Source organism: Actinopolymorpha rutila, from assembly GCF_013407855.1.
Classification (GTDB): domain Bacteria; phylum Actinomycetota; class Actinomycetes; order Propionibacteriales; family Actinopolymorphaceae; genus Actinopolymorpha; species Actinopolymorpha rutila.
Genome location: NZ_JACBZH010000001.1, coordinates 4,057,448 through 4,077,525 on the forward strand (window position 1 = coordinate 4,057,448; position 20,078 = coordinate 4,077,525).

Below are 20,078 nucleotides of genomic sequence, written 5' to 3' on the forward strand. Positions count from 1 at the left end.
GCCTGAAGATCGGCGGCGATCGCGGAAGGTCGCTGATCACCGGTGGCCGGACATGAAGAAACCCCTCACGCAGAGGGGTTCGCCGCGCCGACGCGGTGCTGTGCACCCGCTGAGGTCAGCGCGGCCAGATAAGGAGCAGGACCACCGACATGCCAGCAGAGTAGTCCACGAACCCGTCCGGGCACGAGAGTTTGGCCACCTGAAACGCCGGCGTCCCCCGGCCGATTGGCTGGGGGACGCCGGCGCTCGCTGCGATGTCCGTCGCACCTGGCGGTACGAATACCCGTGCTGGGCTCAGGTCGTGGCGGCCATCAGGTCGGACTCGGGGTTGACCCACTTGCCGGTGTCGCCGTCGTACCGCGAAGCGCGGAAGTTCAGCCAACTGCCTTCGGCGAAGTCCTTGTCGCACACGACCCACGTCCCGGCCTTGTACGGGTTGCGGCAGGTGCCCCAGCGGCCATAGTCGGTGTACCACCGCATCACGGCCGAGTACCCGTCCGCCTTCGTGTCCTTGACGTAGATCTTGTCGCCGTACGGCTTGTAGCACGCGGTGGAACCGGTGGTGGAGATGCAGTGGTAGGTGCCCGTCGGCCCGGAGGTGCGCACCCCGTTCTGCCACTCGTAGTGGTAGGCCGACTCGGGTCCGGGTGTGACGGTCTTGGCCTGGGCAATGGGGGCCACCATCGGGGCCGCCGCCATCAGCAGCCCGAAGCCCGTGGCGGCCGCTCCCTTGACGATGCGAGAGATCATGACGTTCTCCTTCTTGTGCCTGTCGGTTCCTCGTTGCTTTCGGGCCGACCCCGCGCCGACCCGACCCGACCCACAGTGCCGAGCACGCCTTGACCGAACCTGGATGGAACCTGAATCCGACCTGGATGCAAGCTGGAGCCGTGTCATCGCGTCTCACCGGTGACAACCAGGTCGCCGACGGGGAGAGATGCGATGCGGATTCGGATTCTGGGGCCGTTGGAGACGCGAACGGCCGGCGGCTGGGAACGCCTCGGTGCGCCGAAGATGCGGGCGCTGCTGGCCGCCCTGGTGGTCGGTCGTGGTCGGCCGCTGTCCGTCGACGCCTTGGTCGAGGAGGTGTGGCCGGACGGTCCGCCGCGTGGCGCCATCAACCAGATCCACGGGTACGCCTTACGGCTGCGCCGCCTCCTCGCCGACCCCGACGGGAAGGTCCTGCGCACTCGCCAGCCGGGGTACGAACTCCACCTCGGCGCCGACGACCTGGACGCCGACCGGTTCGAGGACCTCACTCGGCGCGGAGAGGAGGCGCTGGACGGTCAGGACTTCCAGTCTGCCCGTGACCTTCTTGGAGCTGCCCTCGACCTGTGGAGCGGTACGGCGTTCGCCGATGCCCCGATCACGCTCAAGGTCCAGGCGGAAGCGGACCGGCTCGAGGAACGCCGGATGGCCGCCGTGGAGGCCCGGATCGAGACCGACCTCGCACTCGGCTGCCACGCCGCGCTGGTCGCCGAACTCCGGACGCTCAGCGCCACGCACCCCTACCGCGAAGGCCTGTGGCGACAGCTGATGCTGGCGTTGTATCGCACCGGCCGCCAGGCCGACGCGCTCGCTGCCTACCAGGAGCTCCGCCGGCGCCTGGACGAGGAACTCGGCGTAGCGCCCACCCACGCGCTGGGCGCACTCCACCAGCGGATCCTGCGCGCCGACCCGAAGCTCGATTCTTGGCCCGCGGGTGACGACGCATCGACGGCGACCTCATCGCCGGCGAGTCCACCGCCGGTCGGCCCGTCGACGGTCGCCTCCCCGCCGGCCGGGATGTCCGCACCTCGCCAGGTGCCGGCAGCCGTGTCCGACTTCACCGGCCGGGACCTCGAGCTGTCCCGGCTGGACGCGCTGCTGCCCGCGCCGGGGGCAGCCGGCTTTCTGGGTGCCAGGATCGCGGTGATCACCGGTACGGGAGGGGTCGGCAAGACGAGCCTCGCGGTTCACTGGGCTCACCGCGTGGCCGATCGGTTCGTGGACGGGCAGCTGTACGCCGACCTGCGCGGGTACGCCCAGGCTCCTCCTCGCGAGCCGGTCGACATCCTGGCGCAGTTCCTGCGGGCGCTGGGGGTACCTCCCGACCGGGTCCCGTTGACCGAGGACGAGGCGGCGGCGATGTACCGCACCCAGACAGCCGACCGCCGTCTGCTCGTCGTACTGGACAACGCCGCCGAGGCCGCACAGGTACGACCGTTGCTGCCCGCGTCCTCGCAGTGCGTGGCCGTCGTCACCAGCCGAGACGGGATGGCAGGGCTGGTCGCCTTCGACGGTGCCCGGCTGCTGGAGCTGGACCGGCTTGGGACCGAGGAGGCGATCTCTGTGCTGGCCAAGGTCCTCGGACCGGAACGGGTGTGGCGCGAAGCCGACGCGGCGGCGCGCCTCGTCGAGTTGTGCGACGGTTTGCCGCTCGCGTTGCGCATCACCGGCGCGCACCTCGCCGCCAGTCCGGACCGCCCGCTGGATCGACACGTCGAGCACCTCGCCGGCCAGGACCGGCTCAGCGCCCTGCGGGTGGGCGATGACCACCGGACCGCCCTGCGATGGGTCTTCGACCTTTCCTACGACCGGCTTGACCCCGCCGCGCGGCGGATGTTCCGGCTGCTCACCGTCGCGCCGGGGCCGGACGTCGGACTCGAAGCGGCGAGCGCGGTGGCGGGAACCCCCGCGCAGGAGTCCTACCGTCTGCTGCGCGTTCTTGCCGACGCTCACCTGCTTGCCGACCGCGGCACGAACCGGTTCGCCTTCCACGATCTGATGCGCCTCTACGCGGCCGAACGCCGCGCGGCCGAGGACCCGCAGGCTGTCGTCGGCTCGGCGCGCGACCGGCTGTTCAGGTGGTGCACGAACAGCGCCCGCGCCGCGATGGCGCTGGTTCTCCCCCACTACGCGCGCCTCACCGAGGAAGCCCCCGGCGCCGACCGGTCTTCCCACGTGCCGGAGTTCCCCGACGTGCCGGAGTTCCCGGACGTGCGGGCCGCCACGGACTGGCTGAGGGCCGAGGAGGGTTCCCTGGTGGCGACCGTTCTCGACGCCGAGCACAGTGCACCGGCCGTCGCCTGGCTTCTCACCGACACCCTCCGCGGGCACTTCGCGCTCACTGAGCACCGGCCCGAATGGCTGACGGTCGCGAACGCGGGGCTGCGTGCCGCCGTGGCCGAGGGAAGCCCGACCGGTCAGGCGGCCGCGTACCTCAGCCTGGCACACGCTTACGTCACCATCGGCGACTATCCGGCGGCGCAGCAGAACGCCGAACGCGCCCACGAGTGGTGCGCGGAGGCCGGCTGGCCCGAAGGCGAGATGTCGGCCCTGAACAACCTCGCCAACGCCGCCCTGCGGCAGGGCCGGCTCGACCACGCCGCCGAATGGTTCGAGGCGGCCCTGGTCACCGCACGAAACGTCGGCAACCGTGACCTGGAGGCCGCCTACACCGGCAACCTCGGTCTCACCTACCTTCGCGCCGGGCATCTGGAGCTCGCCCTCAAACACCAGTACGCCGGCCTGGAACTCGCCCTGGCCAGCGGTTCGCCGCGGCCGATCGCGAGGTACCACGCCAACCTGGGCGAGGTGTACTGGTTGCGCGGCGAGTTCGAGTCCGCCCGCCACCACATGGAGCAAGCTCTGACGGACATGCGCTCTCTCGCCCTACCCGGCGACGTCTGCTGCGCCCTCGACACCATGGCCGCGCTGGACCTGGACGCCGGCCGCTACACGCAGGCCAGCGAGCAGGCGACCGAGGCGCTCGCACTCGCGCAGGAATTGAATAACTCGTGGTACGAACTCGCCGTCCGCTCGACACTCGCCTCGGTCATGCTGCGGACCGGGCACGCCGAGGAGGCACTGGCGGAGTTCCGCCGAGCAGCTGACATCGCCCGAACGATCGACAGCCGCTCGGAGGGCCTGCCCAGCCTGGTCGGAGCGGCCCGGGCGCAGCTTGAGCTGGGCTCGCCGCAGACGGCGCTGGTGGAGAGCCGGACCTGCCTGCGGTTGGCGAAACAGGACGGTCGGCGCCTCGTCGAGGGCGACGCCCTTCTGGTACTGGCACAGGGACACCTCGCGCGCGGGGAGGCAGCGGCCGCCCAGACCGCCGCGGAGCAGGCGATGGCGGTGCACCGCGAGTGCGGACACCGGCTCGGTGAGGCGCGAGCGCTCCGCCTGCTCGGCGATGTCGCCGCATCCGCCCGGGACGCCGACACCGCCCGCCGCCGGTGGCGCCAGGCGAACGCGATCTTCACCGCGGTCGGTACGCCAGAGGCGGCCGAGGTCGCCGCCCTGCTGGCGCAGGGGCTTTCCTAGCCCGGGACGATGTTGACCAGCCGGGGCGCCCGCACGATCACCTTGCGGATGTCCCGGCCGGCCAGCGCGCTCTGCACCCGCTCCGACGCAAGGGCGAGTTGACGCAGCTCGTCCTCGGAGATGTCCGGGGACACCTCGAACTTGTCCCGCAGCTTCCCGGCTACCTGCGCCACCGCGGTCAGCGTCTCCGCCGCGGCGAGGTCGGCGTCATAGCTCGGCCAGCCCACCAGCGCCACCGTCGGCTCGTGACCGAGGCGTTCCCACATGTCCTCGGCGGTGTACGGCGCGACCAGGCTGAGCATCACCGAGAGCGCCTCCGCCGCCTCCCGCACCGCGGGGTCGGCCGGGCCGGCTCCGGAGTCGATCGCCTTGCGTACGGCGTTGGTCAACTCCATCAGCCGGGCGACCGCGACGTTGAACTTGAACGACTCGACGTGCTCGGTGACCTCCTTGATCACCGCGTGGGTGACCTTGCGCAGCGCGCGGTCACCGTCGGCCGGGTCGGCGCCCGGCTCGCTCGTCACGTCGCTGGCGACCCGCCAGGCGCGCTGCAGGAAGCGCAGCGAACCCGCCGGCGACAGGTCGGCCCAGTCGATGTCGTCCTCGGGCGGCCCGGCGAACACCATCGTCAGCCGGATGGCGTCCACGCCGTACATCGCGAGCTGCTCACCGAGGTCGACACCGTTGCCCAGCGACTTGCTCATCGCCTTGCCCTGGTTGATGACCTGGCCCTGGTTGAGCAGCGCCTTGAACGGCTCGGTGAAGTCGAGCACGCCCAGGTCGTGCAACACCTTGACGAAGAACCTGCTGTACAGCAGGTGCAGGATCGCGTGCTCCACGCCGCCGACGTACTGGTCGACCGGCATCCACCGCCGAACGGCGTCGGGGTCGAACGGACGCTCCTCGTCGTTCGGCGAGCAGTAGCGCAGGTAGTACCACGAGGAGTCGACGAAGGTGTCCATCGTGTCGGTGTCGCGGCGCGCCGTCCCACCACACTTCGGGCACTCCACCTCGACCCAGTCGCTCGCGGCCGCCAGCGGCGAGGTGCCCTTCGGGGACAGGTCCGCACCCCGCAGGTCGGGCAGCTCCACCGGCAGCTGCTCGTCGGCCACGGGCACCTCCCCGCAGGTGGAGCAGTGCACGATCGGGATCGGCGCTCCCCAGTAACGCTGCCGCGATACCAGCCAATCTCGCAGCCGGAACGTCACCGCACCACGCCCGAGACTCCTGCTCTCCAGCCAGGAGATGATGGCCGACTTCGCCTCGTCGACACCGAGGCCGTCCAGGCTCACCTCGGCGTTGGCGGAGTTGACCGCCGGGCCGTCCCCGACGAAGGCCTCGCCGTCGAAGTCGGCCGGCGGCTGCACCGTACGCACGATCGGCAGGTCGTAGCGCCGAGCGAAGTCCCAGTCGCGCTGGTCCTGCGCCGGGACCGCCATGATCGCGCCGGTGCCGTAGTCGGCCAGCACGTAGTCGGCGGCGTAGATCGGGATCCGCTGGCCGTTGACCGGGTTGACCGCGTGGACGCCCAGGAAGACGCCGGTCTTCTCGCGTTCGGTGGACAGCCGCTCGATCTCGGTGGTGCGTTTGACCTCTTCGAGATAGGTGTCGAACGCGTCCCGCTGGTCCGCCGTCACCAACTCGGCCGCCAGCTTCGACTCCGGCGCCACCACGAAGAACGTCGCGCCGAACAACGTGTCCGGCCGGGTGGTGAAGACGGTGACCGGCTCCTCGCGCCCGTCGACGGCGAAGTCGACGTAGGCGCCCTCGGACCGGCCGATCCAGTTGCGCTGCATGCTCAGCACGCGCTCGGGCCAGTGGCCCTCCAGCGGCTCCATGTCGTCGAGCAGCCGCTGGGCGTAGTCGGTGATCTTGAAGTACCACTGCGTCAGCTCACGCTTGGTGACCGGCGAGCCGCAGCGCTCGCAGTTGCCGGCGACGACCTGCTCGTTGGCCAGCACCGTCTGGTCGGTGGGGCACCAGTTGACGTACGACGCCTTGCGGTAGGCCAGGCCGCGTTCGTACAGGCGCAGGAACAGCCACTGCGTCCAGCGGTAGTAGCCCGGGTCGCAGGTCTGCAGGCGGCGGGACCAGTCGAAGGAGACGGCGTACCGCTTGAACGACTCCGCCTGGGTGTCGATGTTGGCGTACGTCCACTCGGCGGGGTGGGCGTTGCGCCGGATCGCGGCGTTCTCCGCCGGCAGCCCGAACGCGTCCCAGCCGATCGGGTGCAGGACGTTGTAGCCGCGCTGGAACCAGTAACGGGCCAGCAGATCGCCAAAGGCGTACGCCTCCCCGTGGCCCATGTGCAGGTCGCCGGAGGGGTACGGGAACATGTCGAGCAGGTAGCGCCGCTCGCGGGGGTCGGGCTGCGCCGCCGGGTCGTCACCCGCGAGCCGGTCCGCCCGGAACGGGTCCATCCGCTGCCACACCGGCAGCCATTTGCCCTGGATGGTGTGGAAATCGTAGGTGTCCGCAGCGGCGTGGCCGTCTCGGCTGGGTTCGCTCATCGTTCCTGACTCCGAGGGAGGGACTGAGGTGGGACGCTCCGACAAAAGAAGAAAACCCCTCGCACAGGAGGGGTTGCCACGCCGACGCGGTGCTCGAAGCACCCGCTGATGGTCAGCGCGGCTCGATAAGGAGCAGAGCCGTCCGCATGCGGCCCAGGGTAGCGCACCGGCTACTTCGGACGGCCCTCGGACAGCGGGCGTGCCATCGTCCCGGCCCTCGTCCCCGCCTTCGTCCCGGCCCCGGGGCCGGCGCGGTCCCGGCCCGGCGGGCGCGGAGCGGGACGTGAAAGGCTTCCGCCCATGAGTCCGCGAAGCCGAGGACGGCGAGGCGACCGCCGTCGCCCCTCCGACACCCGCCGAGCCCGCCGCCGCGAGGACGGCCGGGCCGACCGCCCCACCGGCCCGCACACGCCGGAACCGGGAGCCGACACGGCCTTCGGCCAGCTCGGCGGCCCGACCGCGGGATCGACCGGCGACCCTGGCGACGGGCCCACGGGCCACCCGGCGGCCGAGTTCGCCGAGGAGGTGCTGGCCGCCACCCCGCAGCTGATGGCGCTGACCTCACCGTTGCAGGCCGAAGGCTTCGTCTCCAGCGTGATCGGGACCTGGTGGCAGCTCCCTTCGCAGGCGTTCGGGCCGGTGCTGGTCGCCGAGGCCGGCCGCGCCGACGACGCGGGGGCAGTAGCGCTGCTGCACGGCCTCGCCGCCCTGGCCGAGCCGCAGGTGGCCGCGCAGGCCCGCGCCGCGCTCGACGGCGCGGGGTGCGGCGAACGTACGCCGGCATGGGCCGCGACCCTGGGCTCCGCCAAGGTCGAGCGGTGCCTCGTCGTCACCGAGGACCTCGGCGACAACACGCAGTACATCCTGGTGTGTGCCTATCCCGGTGAGGAGCCGCACGCACTCGTGGTGCTCGTGGACCACAACCTCGGCGGCATCGCCAAGGACGTGTGGGCGACCGACCGGGCCGCCGACCTGGAGGCACAGGCGCAGTCCACCGTCGCCGCCGACCCCGACCTCACGCTGACCGAGGTCGACCTGGCGGACGCGAAGATCAGGCTGGGCGAGGCGTTCGCGGCCACCGACGAGGCCGTCGAACCTCCGCTCGGAGAGTCGTTCCGCGACCTGCGTGCCGTGCTCCTGGCCCGGCTGCGCACGCTGCCCGACGGCGGATCCGTCCCCGAGCCGCCGCCGTGGCCGGACACGCGGCGGGCCGAACTCGTCGAGGACTTCGCCGCCTCGCCGGAGGTCGCCGAGCTCGGCCCCGCCGAGGTCGAGGCCGCCCGCGCGTTCGTCAAGGAGCTCGTGGACTTCGGCTGCGAGTACGACCGTGGGCAGCCGCTGCGGGTCAGCCCGGTCAAGCTGGAAGGTTTCCTGCTCGGCTGGCTGCCGCGTACCGGCCTGCTCGACCGCAGATACGTCGACGCGGTGCCGGCGGCGCTGCCGGCCTGGGTGCGGTACGCCGGTCGGCGCAACGACCTCTCCGCGGCCTCGGTCGACGGAGTGCTGGCCGCGGTGCGGGCGTTCGTACCGAGGTTCGCCGAGACCTACGACGACCCGTCGGCGTGGGGTCCCGCGAGGACCGCGGTGGAGTCGCTGCTGGCCGACCTCGACCCGGACCAGGACAACGCCGACGAGGTTTTCGAACGCCGGATGTTCGCGCTCGACCGCGTACCCGCGCCCGGATTCGACGTCACCGACGAGGACGCTGTGGCCAAGCTGGTGACCGACGACCTCCGCGAGGGCTCGGAGGGCTCGGAAGACACTGAGGACGCGGAGCCGACGGCCCGGGAGATCGCGTCGCGGACGGCGGTCGTCCGGCACCTGTGGTTCGACGACCCGCCGGAGCTGTGGGCGACCGCGCGGCGGCTGGTCGATGCGGGGCACGCCCGGGCCGAGGTGCTGGCGGCGCTGGCGTACGCGCTGGCCGACGCCGCTCGCGAAGGGGACGCGAAGGGCGTGGATGCCGTACGCCTGAGCGAGGCTCTCGACGCGCTGCCCGGCTCGTGGAAGCCCGGCTCGTGGAAGCCCGGCTCGGCGGAGGCGCCACCGCAACCCTGAGACTCCGACCATGACGCAGCTACCGTTCGGCCGGCCGCTCACCTGCGCCGGTCTGGACCGGATGCCCGATGACGGGCACAGGTACGAACTCCTCGACGGCGTCCTCGTCGTGAGTCCGGCATCCGCCGGCGGAGCTGGTCGCCGGCTGAGCCGCAGGGAGCGGGCCGCGGCGGCCGGCGGTGTCGGCGGTGGGCGCTAGCCTTCGCGAGGTGACGCAGCAACCGGACTCGGCCGGGCTGGAGGCGGTGTTCGTCCCGGCCGACCCGCCGCGCGCCGGTGTGCTCGCGTTGTGGACGCCGGGCGGAGCCGACAGGGCCGGCAGTGCCGACAGGGCCGGTGGCAACGGCGACGAGAGTACGCGCGGGGTGGAGCTCGTGCTGCCCGCCGGTTCTCGCGTACGCCGCACCCGTGTTCCCGCCCGCCTCGTCCCGGTGCCGGAGGCGCTCGGGCTGCTGTGCGGACGCCGGGCTCCGCCGAACACCACCGCCTCCTACCGTGCCTGGGCCTCTGCCGCGCTCGCCGGGGTCGGTCTGGTGGCGCGCGGACGGCTGCGCCCGGCGGCCAGCCCGCAGGGGTACGGCGCCTGGCGGGCCGGTCCGCTGGATCCCGACGACCGGGCCTGGCTGGGAAGGCTGGTCGCGGCGATGCCGCCGACGGCGCACGCGCTGCCGGTGCCGGGTAGTCGGCCGCTGCGGATGAGCGGTGCGGGCGCGCTGGTCCAGGCATTCTGGGACGCGATCGCCGACACGCTAGCCCGGGACCCCGATGATCAGGCGGAACGGCCGGCCGGGCCGGCACTGACTCCGTTCGCTGCGTTCGCGCCCACTCCGCTGGCCGAGTCGGTGGCCACCTGGCTGGCCGAGGACGAGGCCGCGGCCGACACCGACCGGCAGGGCGCGAAGCTCGTCCTGCGGATCCAGCCGCCCGAGGTCGAGCCGAACGAAGCCGATCCGCTCGAAGACGGGCCGCCGGGCGAGGAAGCGACAACGAGCGCTCTCCCGTTCCGGGGCGTACTCCAGCTTCGCAGTGCCGTCGACCCCAGCCTGCTGGTCGACGTCGCCGACCTGTGGGCCGCGCCGGCAGCGGTCCTGGCAAGGCTCGGCGCCCAGGCTGAGACCGACCTGCTGCTGGCGCTGCGCCGCGGCGCCCGCGCCTGGCCGCCGCTCGGGGCCGCACTCACCGCGGCCACGCCGGACGCCATCGACCTCGCCGACGCCGACCTGGAGGATCTGCTGGCGCGGGGAGCCGAGGCGCTCGACCTCGTGGGCACGGAGGTGCTGTGGCCCAAGGAGCTCGGCGGTGGCGCGCTGTCGCTGAAGGCCCGGGCCACCACTCCCCGCGTCGCCGGCGCCGGAGAGCCGGTCTTCTCGCTGCGCCAGATGCTGGAGTTCCGCTGGCAGCCGACGCTGGACGGAGCGGAGCTGACCGAGGAGGAGATCGCGGCGCTCGCGGAGGCGAAACGGCCGTTCCTGTGGTTGCGCGGCCGCTGGGTACGCGTCGACCGGCAGCTGCTGGACCGGCTACGCCGGCGCGGCCCGCGCACCCTGGGGGCAGCCGAGGCGCTGGCCGCCGCGCTGAGCGGTGAGCTCGCCGTCGACGACGAGCAGGTGGAGTTCGTGCCGGACGAGCGGATCGGCAGGCTCGCCGAGCTCCTCTCCGGGGTGGGCGCCGACACCGACGTCGCCGCGCCGCCGGACCTGGCGGCCACCCTCCGCCCTTACCAACAACGCGGACTGGCCTGGCTCGCCCAGCTCACCGGCCTGGGGCTCGGTGGCTGCCTGGCCGACGACATGGGCCTGGGCAAAACGGTTCAGCTGATCGCGGTCCACCTGCACCGCCGTTCGCTCGGGCTGGGGCCGACGCTGGTGGTGTGCCCGACGACGCTGCTCGGCACCTGGCAGCGGGAGCTGCGCCGGTTCGCGCCGTCGACGCCGGTCCGGCGCTACCACGGCGGCACGCGGCACCTGTCCGACCTGGTGCCGGACGAGGTGGTGCTGACCACGTACGGCGTCGTCCGCCGCGACCACGCCGAACTGGCCGACGCGCGCTGGGGCCTGGTCGTCGCGGACGAGGCCCAGCACGCCAAGAACCCCCTCGCCCGTACGGCCCGCGCGCTGCGTACGATCCCAGCCGGGGCGAGGATCGCGCTGACCGGCACCCCGGTGGAGAACCACCTCTCCGAGCTGTGGTCGATCCTGGACTGGACGACACCCGGCCTGCTCGGACCGCTGGAGCGGTTCCGCCAGAAGATGGCCGTCCCGATCGAGCGCTACCGCGACCCGGCCGCCACCGAACGCCTGGCCCGGGTCACCGCGCCGTTCCTGTTGCGGCGCCGCAAGTCCGACCCCGGGATCGCGCCCGAGCTGCCGCCCAAGACCGAAAGCGACGTGGTCGTCGGCCTCACCACCGAGCAGGCCACGCTCTACAAGGCCGTGGTCGCCGAGGTGATGGCCGAGATCCAGGAGGCGGAGGGTGTGGCCCGGCGTGGCCTCGTGCTGGCCCTGCTCACCGCGCTCAAACAGGTCTGCAACCACCCCGCCCAGTACCTCCACGAGTCCGGTCCGCTCCCGGGGCGGTCGGGCAAGCTCGCCGCCCTCGACGACCTGCTCGACGTCATCCTCGCCGAGGGCGAGTCGGTGCTGATCTTCAGCCAGTACGTCGAGATGTGCCGGCTCCTGCAGGACCACCTGGACAGCCGGGGCGTACGAAACCTCTTCCTGCACGGGGGAATCACCGCCCGCGCACGCGAACGCATGGTCGCCGACTTCCAGGCCGGCGCGGCGCCGGTGTTCCTGCTCTCCCTCAAGGCCGGTGGCGTCGGGATCACGCTCACCCGCGCCACCCACGTCGTGCACTTCGACCGGTGGTGGAACCCCGCAGTGGAGAACCAGGCCACCGATCGCGCCTACCGCATCGGGCAGGACCATCCCGTGCAGGTTCACCGACTGGTGACCGAAGGAACGCTGGAGGACCGGATCGCTGCCGTGATCGAGGCCAAACGCGAGCTGGCCGACTCGGTGGTCGGGTCCGGTGAGAGCTGGATCGCCGACCTGTCCGACGGCGAACTCGCCGACCTGGTCGCCTTGGGGAGTACGCCGTGAGCCCCGGCGGCCCGCGCGGCCCGGGCGGCAGCCGTACGTCCGGCGACTGGTGGTCCGACGAGCCGGCTGGTGGTGGGCACCGGCCGCCCGCCGCGACGGGTGCCGGCAGCCGGCGGCCGTTCGGGCTGACCTGGTGGGGGCGGGCCTGGGTGGATGCGCTCGAACACCGCGCCGCCCTCGACCCGGGCCGGCTCGCCCGTGGACGTTCGTACGCCCGTCGTGGCGCCGTCGGCCGGGTCCAGCTCACCGCCGGACTGGTGATGGCGCCGGTGCAGGGCAGCCGCGCCGATCCCTACACGGTGACCATCCGGGTGCCGACGTTCCGGCGGGTCGAGTGGGAGCGCGTCCTCGATGTGATCGGCACCCAGATCGGCCGCACCGCCGCGCTGCTGGACGGCGAACTGCCCCCGGAGGTGGTCGAGGACGTCGGCGCGGCCGGGCTGAGCCTGCTGCCCGGCCCCGGTGAGATCCGGCCGGCCTGCTCCTGCCCGGACTGGGGCGAGCCGTGCAAGCACGCGGCCGCGGTGTGTTATCTCGTCGCCGACCTGCTCGACGCCGATCCGTTCACCGCGCTGCGGCTGCGTGGCCGCAGCCGGGACGACGTGCTCACCGCGTTACGAGCCCGCCGGACGGCCGCCCTGCCGGGCGCCGACACCTCCGGGTCCGTACGCCAGGCGCGGGCGGCCGACGACGGGACGGTTCCGGCGCGTTCGGCGTACGCCGACCAGCCGGGCGAACACCCCGAGCCACCGGTGCCGCCGCTCCCGCCGGACCGGCCGGGGCAGCCCGTGCCACTCGCCCAGGAGCCACCGCGGGGTTCGGGAATCGACCCCGGCGCACTGTCGGCCATCGCCGCCGCGGCGGCCCGGCGGGCATGGGAGTTGGCCACCGCCGACGTCGAGGCGGCACCCGAGGACGAGCCGGACCAGCCGTAGCCGAAGGCCGCATCCGTAGCCGGCAGGCCGGTCGGCCGCAACTGAAGGCTGTTGGAGCCACACCAGCTAGGGGCTGCCGTGGTCCGGGCGGCCGGAGCAGCCGTCACCCTCGGCCAGTCGGCCCAGCAGCCGCAGCAGGTCGGCGCGCTCGCCGGCGTCCAGGCGTTCGACCATCGCGACCATGGCGTCGCGGCGGCTGCGCCGGATGCGGGCAAGCACCTGCCCACCGGCCGACGTCAGGCCCACCAGGGTCGCCCGGCGGTCGTCGGGGTCGGGCTTCCTCGCCACCAGGCCGGCCTCCTCCAGGTCGTCCACGACCGAGGTCGCCGAGCGGGGCACGATGCCCAACTGGTTGGCGAGCTCACTGATCCGTAACGGGTCGCCGGCGTGGCCCAGGGTCCGGAGCACCCGCATCTGCCCCTGGGTGACCTCGACGCCGAGCGCCTCCAGCGAGCCGCGGCCGGCCCGGCGCTGCCGGCGGACCAACCCGTCGAGAAGCGCGGCGATCTGCTCGGCGGTGTCGTCCCCGCCGTCGTTCCTGGGTTCGTCCTTCGGATCGTCGTTGGGGTGGGCCGGAGAGTCGGCCGGTGGGCTGTCCGGTGCGTGCACGGTCGCCAGCCTATCCGCCGTTGCCATCTTGTGAGATTACCTCATAATGAGTTAACCTCCCTAAATCTCGGGTTTCCTACCGAGACCCACCTGACTTCCCGACCGAGATCCCCACCGAAAGGCTTCTATGTCGATGAACCGAGGCGGCGGAGGCGCCGCCATGCGGTCCTTCATGAAGGACACCTCAGTGCGCGGGCACAAGCTCGCTCCCGGCACGATCCGCCGGATCCTGGCGTTCGGCCACCCATACCGCGGCCTGCTGGCGATCTTCCTGTTCCTGGTGGCCGTCGACGCGACCGTCGGCGCCGTCACTCCCCTGCTCTTCCGCGCGATCATCGACCGCGGCATCACTCCCGGCCGTACCGACGTCGTGGTGTCCCTGGCCGGCGTCGTCGCGCTCCTCGCCCTGCTGTCCGCCGCGGCCACCCTGGCACAGCGCTGGTTCTCCGCCCGGATCGGCGAGGGCCTCGTCTTCGACCTGCGCACCGCGGTGTTCGACCACGTGCAGGGGATGCCGGTCGCGTTCTTCAGCCGTACGCAGACCGGCGCGCTCATCCAGCGCCTCAACGGCGACGTGCTCGGCGCCCAGCAGGCGTTCACCTCCACGCTGTCCAACGTGGTGAGCAACCTGCTCAGCGTGGTGCTGGTGCTCGCCGCCATGCTCGCGATGTCGTGGCAGATCACCGTGCTCGCCCTGGTGCTGCTGCCGTTGTTCGTCCTGCCCGCCCGGATGATGGCCCCTCGGCTGCGCGCGGCGACCGCGGAGAGCTACCGGCTCAACGCCACCATGGCGCAGACGATGACCGAGCGGTTCAACGTCGCGGGCGCCATGCTGGCCAAGCTGTTCGGCCGCCCGCAGGACTCCTCCCGCGACTTCGCCGGCAAGGCCGCGCGGGTCCGCGACATCGGGGTCACCACCGCGACGTACGCCGGGATCTTCCGGGTCTCGCTCACTCTCGTCGCCGCGCTCGCGGTGGCGCTCGTCTACGGGCTGGGGGGCGTCTTCGCCGTCGAGGGCGCCCTCGGCATCGGCACGGTGGTCGCGCTCACCGCCTACCTCACCCGGCTGTACGGGCCGCTCACTTCGCTGTCCAACCTCCAGGTCGACGTGATGACGACACTGGTCAGCTTCGAGCGGGTACTGGAGGTGCTCGACCTGCCGCCGATGGTCGCCGACCGCGCGGACGCGGTGGACCTGCCGACAGGCGTCGAACCCGTGCTGGAGTTCGACCACGTGTCGTTCCGCTATCCATCCGCGGCGGAGGTCTCCCTCGCCTCGCTGGAGTCGGTGGCCACGCTGTCCCGGCAGGCCGGCGAGGAGGTGCTGCGCGACGTGAGCTTCGAGGTCGCGCCGGGCCGCATGGTCGCCGTGGTCGGCCCGTCCGGCGCGGGCAAGACGACGCTCGCCTCGCTGGTGTCCCGGCTGTACGACGTGACCGGCGGCGCGGTCCGCGTCGGAGGCCACGACGTGCGCTCGGTCACTCAGCGGTCGCTGCGATCGGTGATCGGCGTGGTGACCCAGGACTCGCACATGTACCACGACACCATCCGCGCCAACCTGTTGCTGGCCCGCCCGGACGCCTCCGACGCCGACCTGTGGGAGGCCCTCGACGCCGCCCGGATCGGTCCCCTGGTGGCAGGTCTGCCCGACGGACTGGACACCGTCGTCGGCGACCGCGGCTACCGCCTGTCCGGCGGCGAACGCCAGCGGCTCGCCATCGCCCGGCTGCTGCTGAAGGCGCCGTCGATCGTCATCCTGGACGAGGCCACCGCGCACCTGGACTCGGAGTCCGAGGCGGCCGTGCAGGCCGCACTGGCCACCGCCCTGACCGGGCGTACGTCCCTGGTGATCGCGCACCGGCTGTCCACCATCCGCGACGCCGACGAGATCCTGGTGCTCGACGAGGGGCGGGTGCGCGAGCGCGGAACGCACGAGCGGCTGCTGGCGGCCGGCGGGCTGTATGCCGAGCTGTACCGCACGCAGTTCGCCCGACAGGACGGCGAGGACGAACTCGCCGCCGTGCCCTCGGCCTAGCGACAGCCGGACAGCCGGACAGCTGACGCCCACGCCGCGCACACAGATGTGTCGCCGGCTTGGTCCACCGAGGGTGCCGATCACTACCCGGATCTGGGGCTTCTGCGCTCCTTGGCATTGAAGCGCGCCTTCTTCTGACGATTCCCGCACGTGTTCATGTCACACCATTTGCGGGTGCGACTTTGGCTGGTGTCGAAGAAGGCGGCTTGGCAGGTTGGCGATGCGCACAAGGCCATCTTTCCGTCTCGTTCCCCTGCGATGATGCTGATCGCGTCGGCGGCGATCACGCTCAGGGCATCTTCTACGAGGGAAGCCGAGCTGAGCCGCCATTGCCGGTTACTCTCGGGCGTCAGAACAGCCGCGGCCCGCCCCTGAACGCTGCAGTCATTGATGATGTGGACAGCAGACGCAGGAAGAGCGTCTTGGATCGCGGTCGCTGTCGCGGCGGCGTGAATCGCTTCCCTCAGTTCCCGAGCGCGTTCGAGGTCGGCGGTGGTGCAGGAGTCCACGGCGAGGCCGTTCACTGCCAGCCAGTCGACGAGTCGGTGCGGCGTGGGAATGCGCTCCACAGCGTCGCCATGACGCTCCGTCAGGGTCGCCGTGAAGCTGGTCGCCAGCACGCTACCGAGGCGAAAGTCAGGAAACCCAACAGCCATGGAACCACCTTAGCTGGTTGCACGCTGGCACGAGGGCCTGGTAGAACCGTCTTAGCCGGTTCGCCGAAGCTCAGAGCCGGTTCCGCGATGGCCAGGAGGTTTCATGTCCCGTCCAACCAGCGACGTGCAAGCATTCGAAGCCCCCGCAACTGACGCCGACCTCGACGATCTGCGCGCACGACTGGCCGCGGCGCGGCTACCGGAGGCCGAGACGGTCTGTCGCGCCGCGCCCGGCCCTCACCGATGGGAGCAGGGCGTTCCTCTCGCCGACATCGTCGATGTCGTGAACTACTGGCGCACCGGGTACGACTGGCGGTCGTTCGAAGCGCGCCTCGACCAGATCGGCCAGTTCCGCACGACTATTGATGATCTGGGAATCCACTTCCTGCACCGCCGATCCGCGCGCGCGGATGCCACTCCTCTGATCTTGACGCACGGCTGGCCAGGCAGCATTGCCGAGTTCATCGATGTGGTGGACGAGCTGGCAGATCCGAAAGATACGGACGCACCGGCGTTCCACGTCGTGGTTCCATCGCTACCAGGCTTTGGTTACAGCGACAGGCCGGCCACCACCGGGTGGGGAACCGAAAAGATCGCGGCCGCATGGGTGGAACTGATGGGAAGGCTCGGCTACCGCAAGTTCGCAGCCCACGGCGGTGACTGGGGAGGCAATATCACCACGGTCCTCGGCGGCAGGTTCCCGGCGCACATTCTCGGCATCCACACGACCTTCGCGGAGGGACCGCCCGGGTTGACAACCGACGGACTGACGGCGGTCGAGCGTCAATGGGCCGAGGAAACCCGTGATTTCTGGCGGCACCGCGCGGCGTACGCGAAGCAGCAGGCGACCCGACCGCAGACCATCGGCTACTCGCTCGTCGACTCACCGGTCGGGCTTCTTGCCTGGATCCTCGACAAGTTCGCCGAGTGGACCGATACCGAGGACAGCCCGTTCGAGACCATTTCCAGGGACCGCGTTCTGGACGACGTCACCCTGTACTGGCTGACGCGGACCGGCGCGTCGGCGGCCCGCCTTTACTACGAAAGCCACAACTCGCTGGACCCCGAACTCCGGGTCGACCTCCCGTCAGCAATCACCATGTATCCCCGCGACATCGAGAAGTGTCCGCGCGCCTGGGCACAGGAGCGGTACCGGCAGATCGTCCGATGGAGGTCCCCCGAAATCGGGGGACATTTCCCGTCGCTGGAGGTTCCCGAGTATTTCGTCAAGGACCTGCAAGAGGGCCTCGCAACAGTGCTGGCCGCCAATCGGTGAACGCGGCTGGGCGCCGCGAAAAGCAAGCCTAGGAACCACGCCGGGGATTCAACGCCAGGCCGAACTTCGCGGTGAAAGACTTTCCCCTTGCTGCGTTGACATCGACGGCAAGTTTGATGGTCGGACTCAGCTGGGTCACCGTGATGCGGGGATCGCGGGAGACGACCGACCGGGCCTGCCGATCGATCTCGAGGTCTATCGTCCCCGGGTTCTCCATGGTCGGGTCGTTCACCGCGATCTCGAACGTGTCGCCGGCCACCTCCCTCGTCATCACCGACGCCCGCCGGTCGCTGGTGACGTCGCCTGCCCTGGTGGCCTCGTCGGTCCAGAAGTTGTAGCCGGTGACTCCCAGGGTGTTCTCGCGTACGGCGTGCACCGCGGCGGTGTTGGCGAGCACGGCGATGTCCGGGTTCCTCGCGTACTCACGAGTCTGCGCCGGAGTCCGGTTCGGCAACAGCACATAGCTGTAGCCGGCGACGGTGGGATCCACACCATGGTCGATGGTCAGCGTCATGAAGTGATTGGTGTACGCGGGGCCGCCGGAGCCGTTGGCGGTGAGGTCGGACCACCTGCCGGTTCGGGTGTCCCGCAGGCCTTCCACCGTGGCGCCACCCGGAAAGTAGTACCCGATGCCGTCGCTGCCTTCGCTGCCGTCGCCGCTGTGATTGCCGCCGAGGTTGATCCAGCTGACGTCGGCGAGTTCCTTCGACCAGCCGGGCGTGCTCGCTTCGGCCACGCCGTCGACTGTCAGCCGGTTGGTCCCCTCCGCGTTCAGCTTGCGGTTCTCCACCACCGTCTCGACCCGACGACCGGCCGGGGAGGTGGTCTTGATGTCCGAGCCCAGTGCGACCACCTCGTCGTCGAACATGAACCACGACTTCCGCGCGCTCAGCGAGCCACCGAGTGCTCCGCCGACCGGACGCAGGTGAAGTCCGGAGGCGCCGTAGTTACCGAGGACGCTTCCTCCCGACCACGAGTTGGTCGGCCTCCCTTCGCCGTCACCGTTCTGCGGGTGTCCCTCGGGGTTGCCGCGGAAGCGGGGGCGTACCTCCGTGGTGGTCCCGGGCAGCCGCGTCAGGTCGACGGTCGGCCAGAAGTTTCCGGCGTACTGCCCGAGGTCGTCGTTGTAGAGGTACGTCATGCCGTCACCGGTGTACCAGGCCTTGGCGTTCTCGTTGTTCATCTGCTCGTAGTTCTGCACGCGCTTCGAACTCTTGGCGATCGCGAACGCGAAACCCCTTGCACGGTGGACGGTCCGGTCCATGGTGTTGTACGCGAAGTGGCCGATCGGCTCCGGTCGTGGCCTGACGGCCGGGTCGGCCATGATCTGCTTCACGGTCGACACCACGAAAAGCGAGATCCTGGGATCGCCCGAGGCGTAGAAGTTCCGGTAGGCGTCCGCACCCACCCAGGACTTGATCATCGCCCTGAACATCCGGGCCTGCTCGGGTGGCGCGACGGTCGAGATCGTGGCGAGGTTGGCGATGACGGCATGCCCGGCGACGTGATCCTGTTCGATCTCCCGCGCGATCGCCCGGCCGCGCACCAGGTCCATCCCGGCACCCTTGTAAATAAAGGGTTCGTAACCGTTGTGGATGGTGGCGTAGAACTTCCCGGTGTCCCGCGCGGTGAGGTCCCACGGTGATCCGCTGAGCAGATAGACGATGTTCGACAGGCTGTTGAGGTACTCCTTGCCGTACGACAGGTTGTACGCCACGGCGACGTGGTCGAGGTAGGAGCCGTCCTCGCGGAAGCCGACCCCGCTGGTCGCGTAGTCCAGCAACGGCGGGACCAGGTTTCGTGCGTGCGTGATGCGTTCGCCGCTCTTCTGCAGCACCCCGCTGACGAGCTGGTGAACGAGAACGTCCGTGGCGTTGGCTCCTCGCCACTTCCCGATGTCGGACGGCACGAAGTGGTCGAGGGCCGCGGTGTAGTTGTGGACCTGGGCCGGGCTCAGCTCGTCGTACAGCATCACCGTGATGTCCTTGAGCCGGTTGGGAGCGCCGATGTACCACTCCCACCAGTTGCCTCGCGGCACGGTCGTGTCGTTGTACCAGTGGGTGTTCACCCAGTCCAGGGCGGTGATGATGTCGTCTCGCAGGGTGGCGTCGCCGTGCAGGGGCGAACCCACCGTGGAGAAGGCCAACGTCATCGCACGGAGCCGGACGTACGTCGCGTCGATCGCGTAGCCGTTCGTCCTGACGTCGGCGAGGTCGCTCCAGACATAGGTCTGCGGAGTCGTGTCCATCGTCTCCCAGAAGCCCCGCGCCGCTCGGGTGACGGCGGCGATCCGGCGCGCGACGTCGGGGCCCTGGGTGTCCAGGTCCGGTCCGCCGTCCAGGGAGTCCTTCCAGCGTTGCCGCAGAGTGTCGAAGGAGTCGGACGGCCCGGAAGCCCCGGACGAGCTGGGGCCGGAGGGGCCAGAGGGGCCAGGCGGGCCGGAGGGGCCGGAGGGGCCCGACGAGCCGGGGCCGGACGGGCCGGACGCCCCGGTCGAGCCGTCGCCGGCCGAGCGAGGGGGAATGCCCAACCCCAGCAGAGAGAACAGCAGAACCACCATCAGACCGTAACGTGGTGCGCTTCTCCTCAAGGC

Annotated in this window: 12 protein-coding genes; 7 read left to right on the plus strand and 5 right to left on the minus strand. The window is 71.0% G+C overall.

The genetic code is table 11. The features are described 5' to 3' along the window. Positions 1-294 precede the first annotated feature (294 nt). On the minus strand, positions 295-750 hold the full coding sequence (locus F4554_RS18125) for a hypothetical protein (RefSeq protein ID WP_179788668.1): 456 nt from the start codon (positions 748-750) through the stop codon (positions 295-297). A gap of 192 nt (positions 751-942) precedes the next feature. Here F4554_RS18125 and F4554_RS18130 point away from each other — a divergent pair, with 192 nt between their 5' ends. Next, positions 943-4,305: an AfsR/SARP family transcriptional regulator gene (locus tag F4554_RS18130; RefSeq protein WP_179788669.1), complete on the plus strand. Its 3,363-nt coding sequence runs from the start codon at positions 943-945 to the stop codon at positions 4,303-4,305. Here the strand turns inward: F4554_RS18130 and leuS are convergent. Next, positions 4,302-6,815 carry a leucine--tRNA ligase gene (gene leuS / locus F4554_RS18135; protein ID WP_179788670.1) on the minus strand — a complete coding sequence of 838 codons (2,514 nt, stop codon included), beginning with the start codon at positions 6,813-6,815 and terminating at the stop codon, positions 4,302-4,304. The genes F4554_RS18130 and leuS overlap by 4 nt on opposite strands. 300 nt (positions 6,816-7,115) lie before the next feature. Here leuS and F4554_RS18140 point away from each other — a divergent pair, with 300 nt between their 5' ends. The 4 genes from F4554_RS18140 to F4554_RS18155 are packed head-to-tail and all read left to right on the plus strand — an operon-like array spanning position 7,116 to position 12,909. After that, positions 7,116-8,873 carry a hypothetical protein gene (locus tag F4554_RS18140; RefSeq protein ID WP_179788671.1) on the plus strand — a complete coding sequence of 586 codons (1,758 nt, stop codon included), beginning with the start codon at positions 7,116-7,118 and terminating at the stop codon, positions 8,871-8,873. Between the two features lie 10 nt (positions 8,874-8,883). Beyond that, positions 8,884-9,072, plus strand: a complete 189-nt coding sequence (locus tag F4554_RS32310; protein WP_238341333.1) for a hypothetical protein — start codon at positions 8,884-8,886, stop codon at positions 9,070-9,072. A 10-nt stretch (positions 9,073-9,082) separates the two neighbouring features. After that, positions 9,083-11,974 (plus strand): SNF2-related protein, encoded by a 2,892-nt coding sequence (locus tag F4554_RS18150; RefSeq protein ID WP_179788672.1) that lies wholly within the window; start codon positions 9,083-9,085, stop codon positions 11,972-11,974. Further along, complete coding sequence (locus tag F4554_RS18155; protein WP_179788673.1) at positions 11,971-12,909, plus strand: SWIM zinc finger family protein; 939 nt, start codon at positions 11,971-11,973, stop codon at positions 12,907-12,909. Before F4554_RS18150 ends, F4554_RS18155 begins: the two co-directional genes overlap by 4 nt. Positions 12,910-12,975: 66 nt before the next feature. Here the strand turns inward: F4554_RS18155 and F4554_RS18160 are convergent, their stop codons facing one another. After that, positions 12,976-13,545 carry a MarR family winged helix-turn-helix transcriptional regulator gene (locus F4554_RS18160; RefSeq protein WP_179788674.1) on the minus strand — a complete coding sequence of 190 codons (570 nt, stop codon included), beginning with the start codon at positions 13,543-13,545 and terminating at the stop codon, positions 12,976-12,978. 133 nt (positions 13,546-13,678) lie between these two features. Here F4554_RS18160 and F4554_RS18165 point away from each other — a divergent pair, with 133 nt between their 5' ends. After that, entirely contained in the window at positions 13,679-15,553 is a 1,875-nt protein-coding gene (locus F4554_RS18165) for an ABC transporter ATP-binding protein (protein ID WP_238341334.1), read from the plus strand. An 83-nt stretch (positions 15,554-15,636) separates the two neighbouring features. On the opposite strand, the gene F4554_RS18170 is transcribed toward F4554_RS18165, so the two are convergent. Next, positions 15,637-16,173, minus strand: a complete 537-nt coding sequence (locus tag F4554_RS18170) for a CGNR zinc finger domain-containing protein (RefSeq protein WP_337796090.1) — start codon at positions 16,171-16,173, stop codon at positions 15,637-15,639. Between the two features lie 139 nt (positions 16,174-16,312). On the opposite strand from F4554_RS18170, the gene F4554_RS18175 reads away from it, so the two are divergent. Next, positions 16,313-17,485: an epoxide hydrolase family protein gene (locus tag F4554_RS18175; protein ID WP_179788677.1), complete on the plus strand. Its 1,173-nt coding sequence runs from the start codon at positions 16,313-16,315 to the stop codon at positions 17,483-17,485. Positions 17,486-17,513: 28 nt separating this feature from the next. Here F4554_RS18175 and F4554_RS18180 read toward each other — a convergent pair whose 3' ends face one another. Next, positions 17,514-20,045, minus strand: a complete 2,532-nt coding sequence (locus F4554_RS18180) for a polysaccharide lyase 8 family protein (protein ID WP_179788678.1) — start codon at positions 20,043-20,045, stop codon at positions 17,514-17,516. Positions 20,046-20,078: the final 33 nt, after the last annotated feature.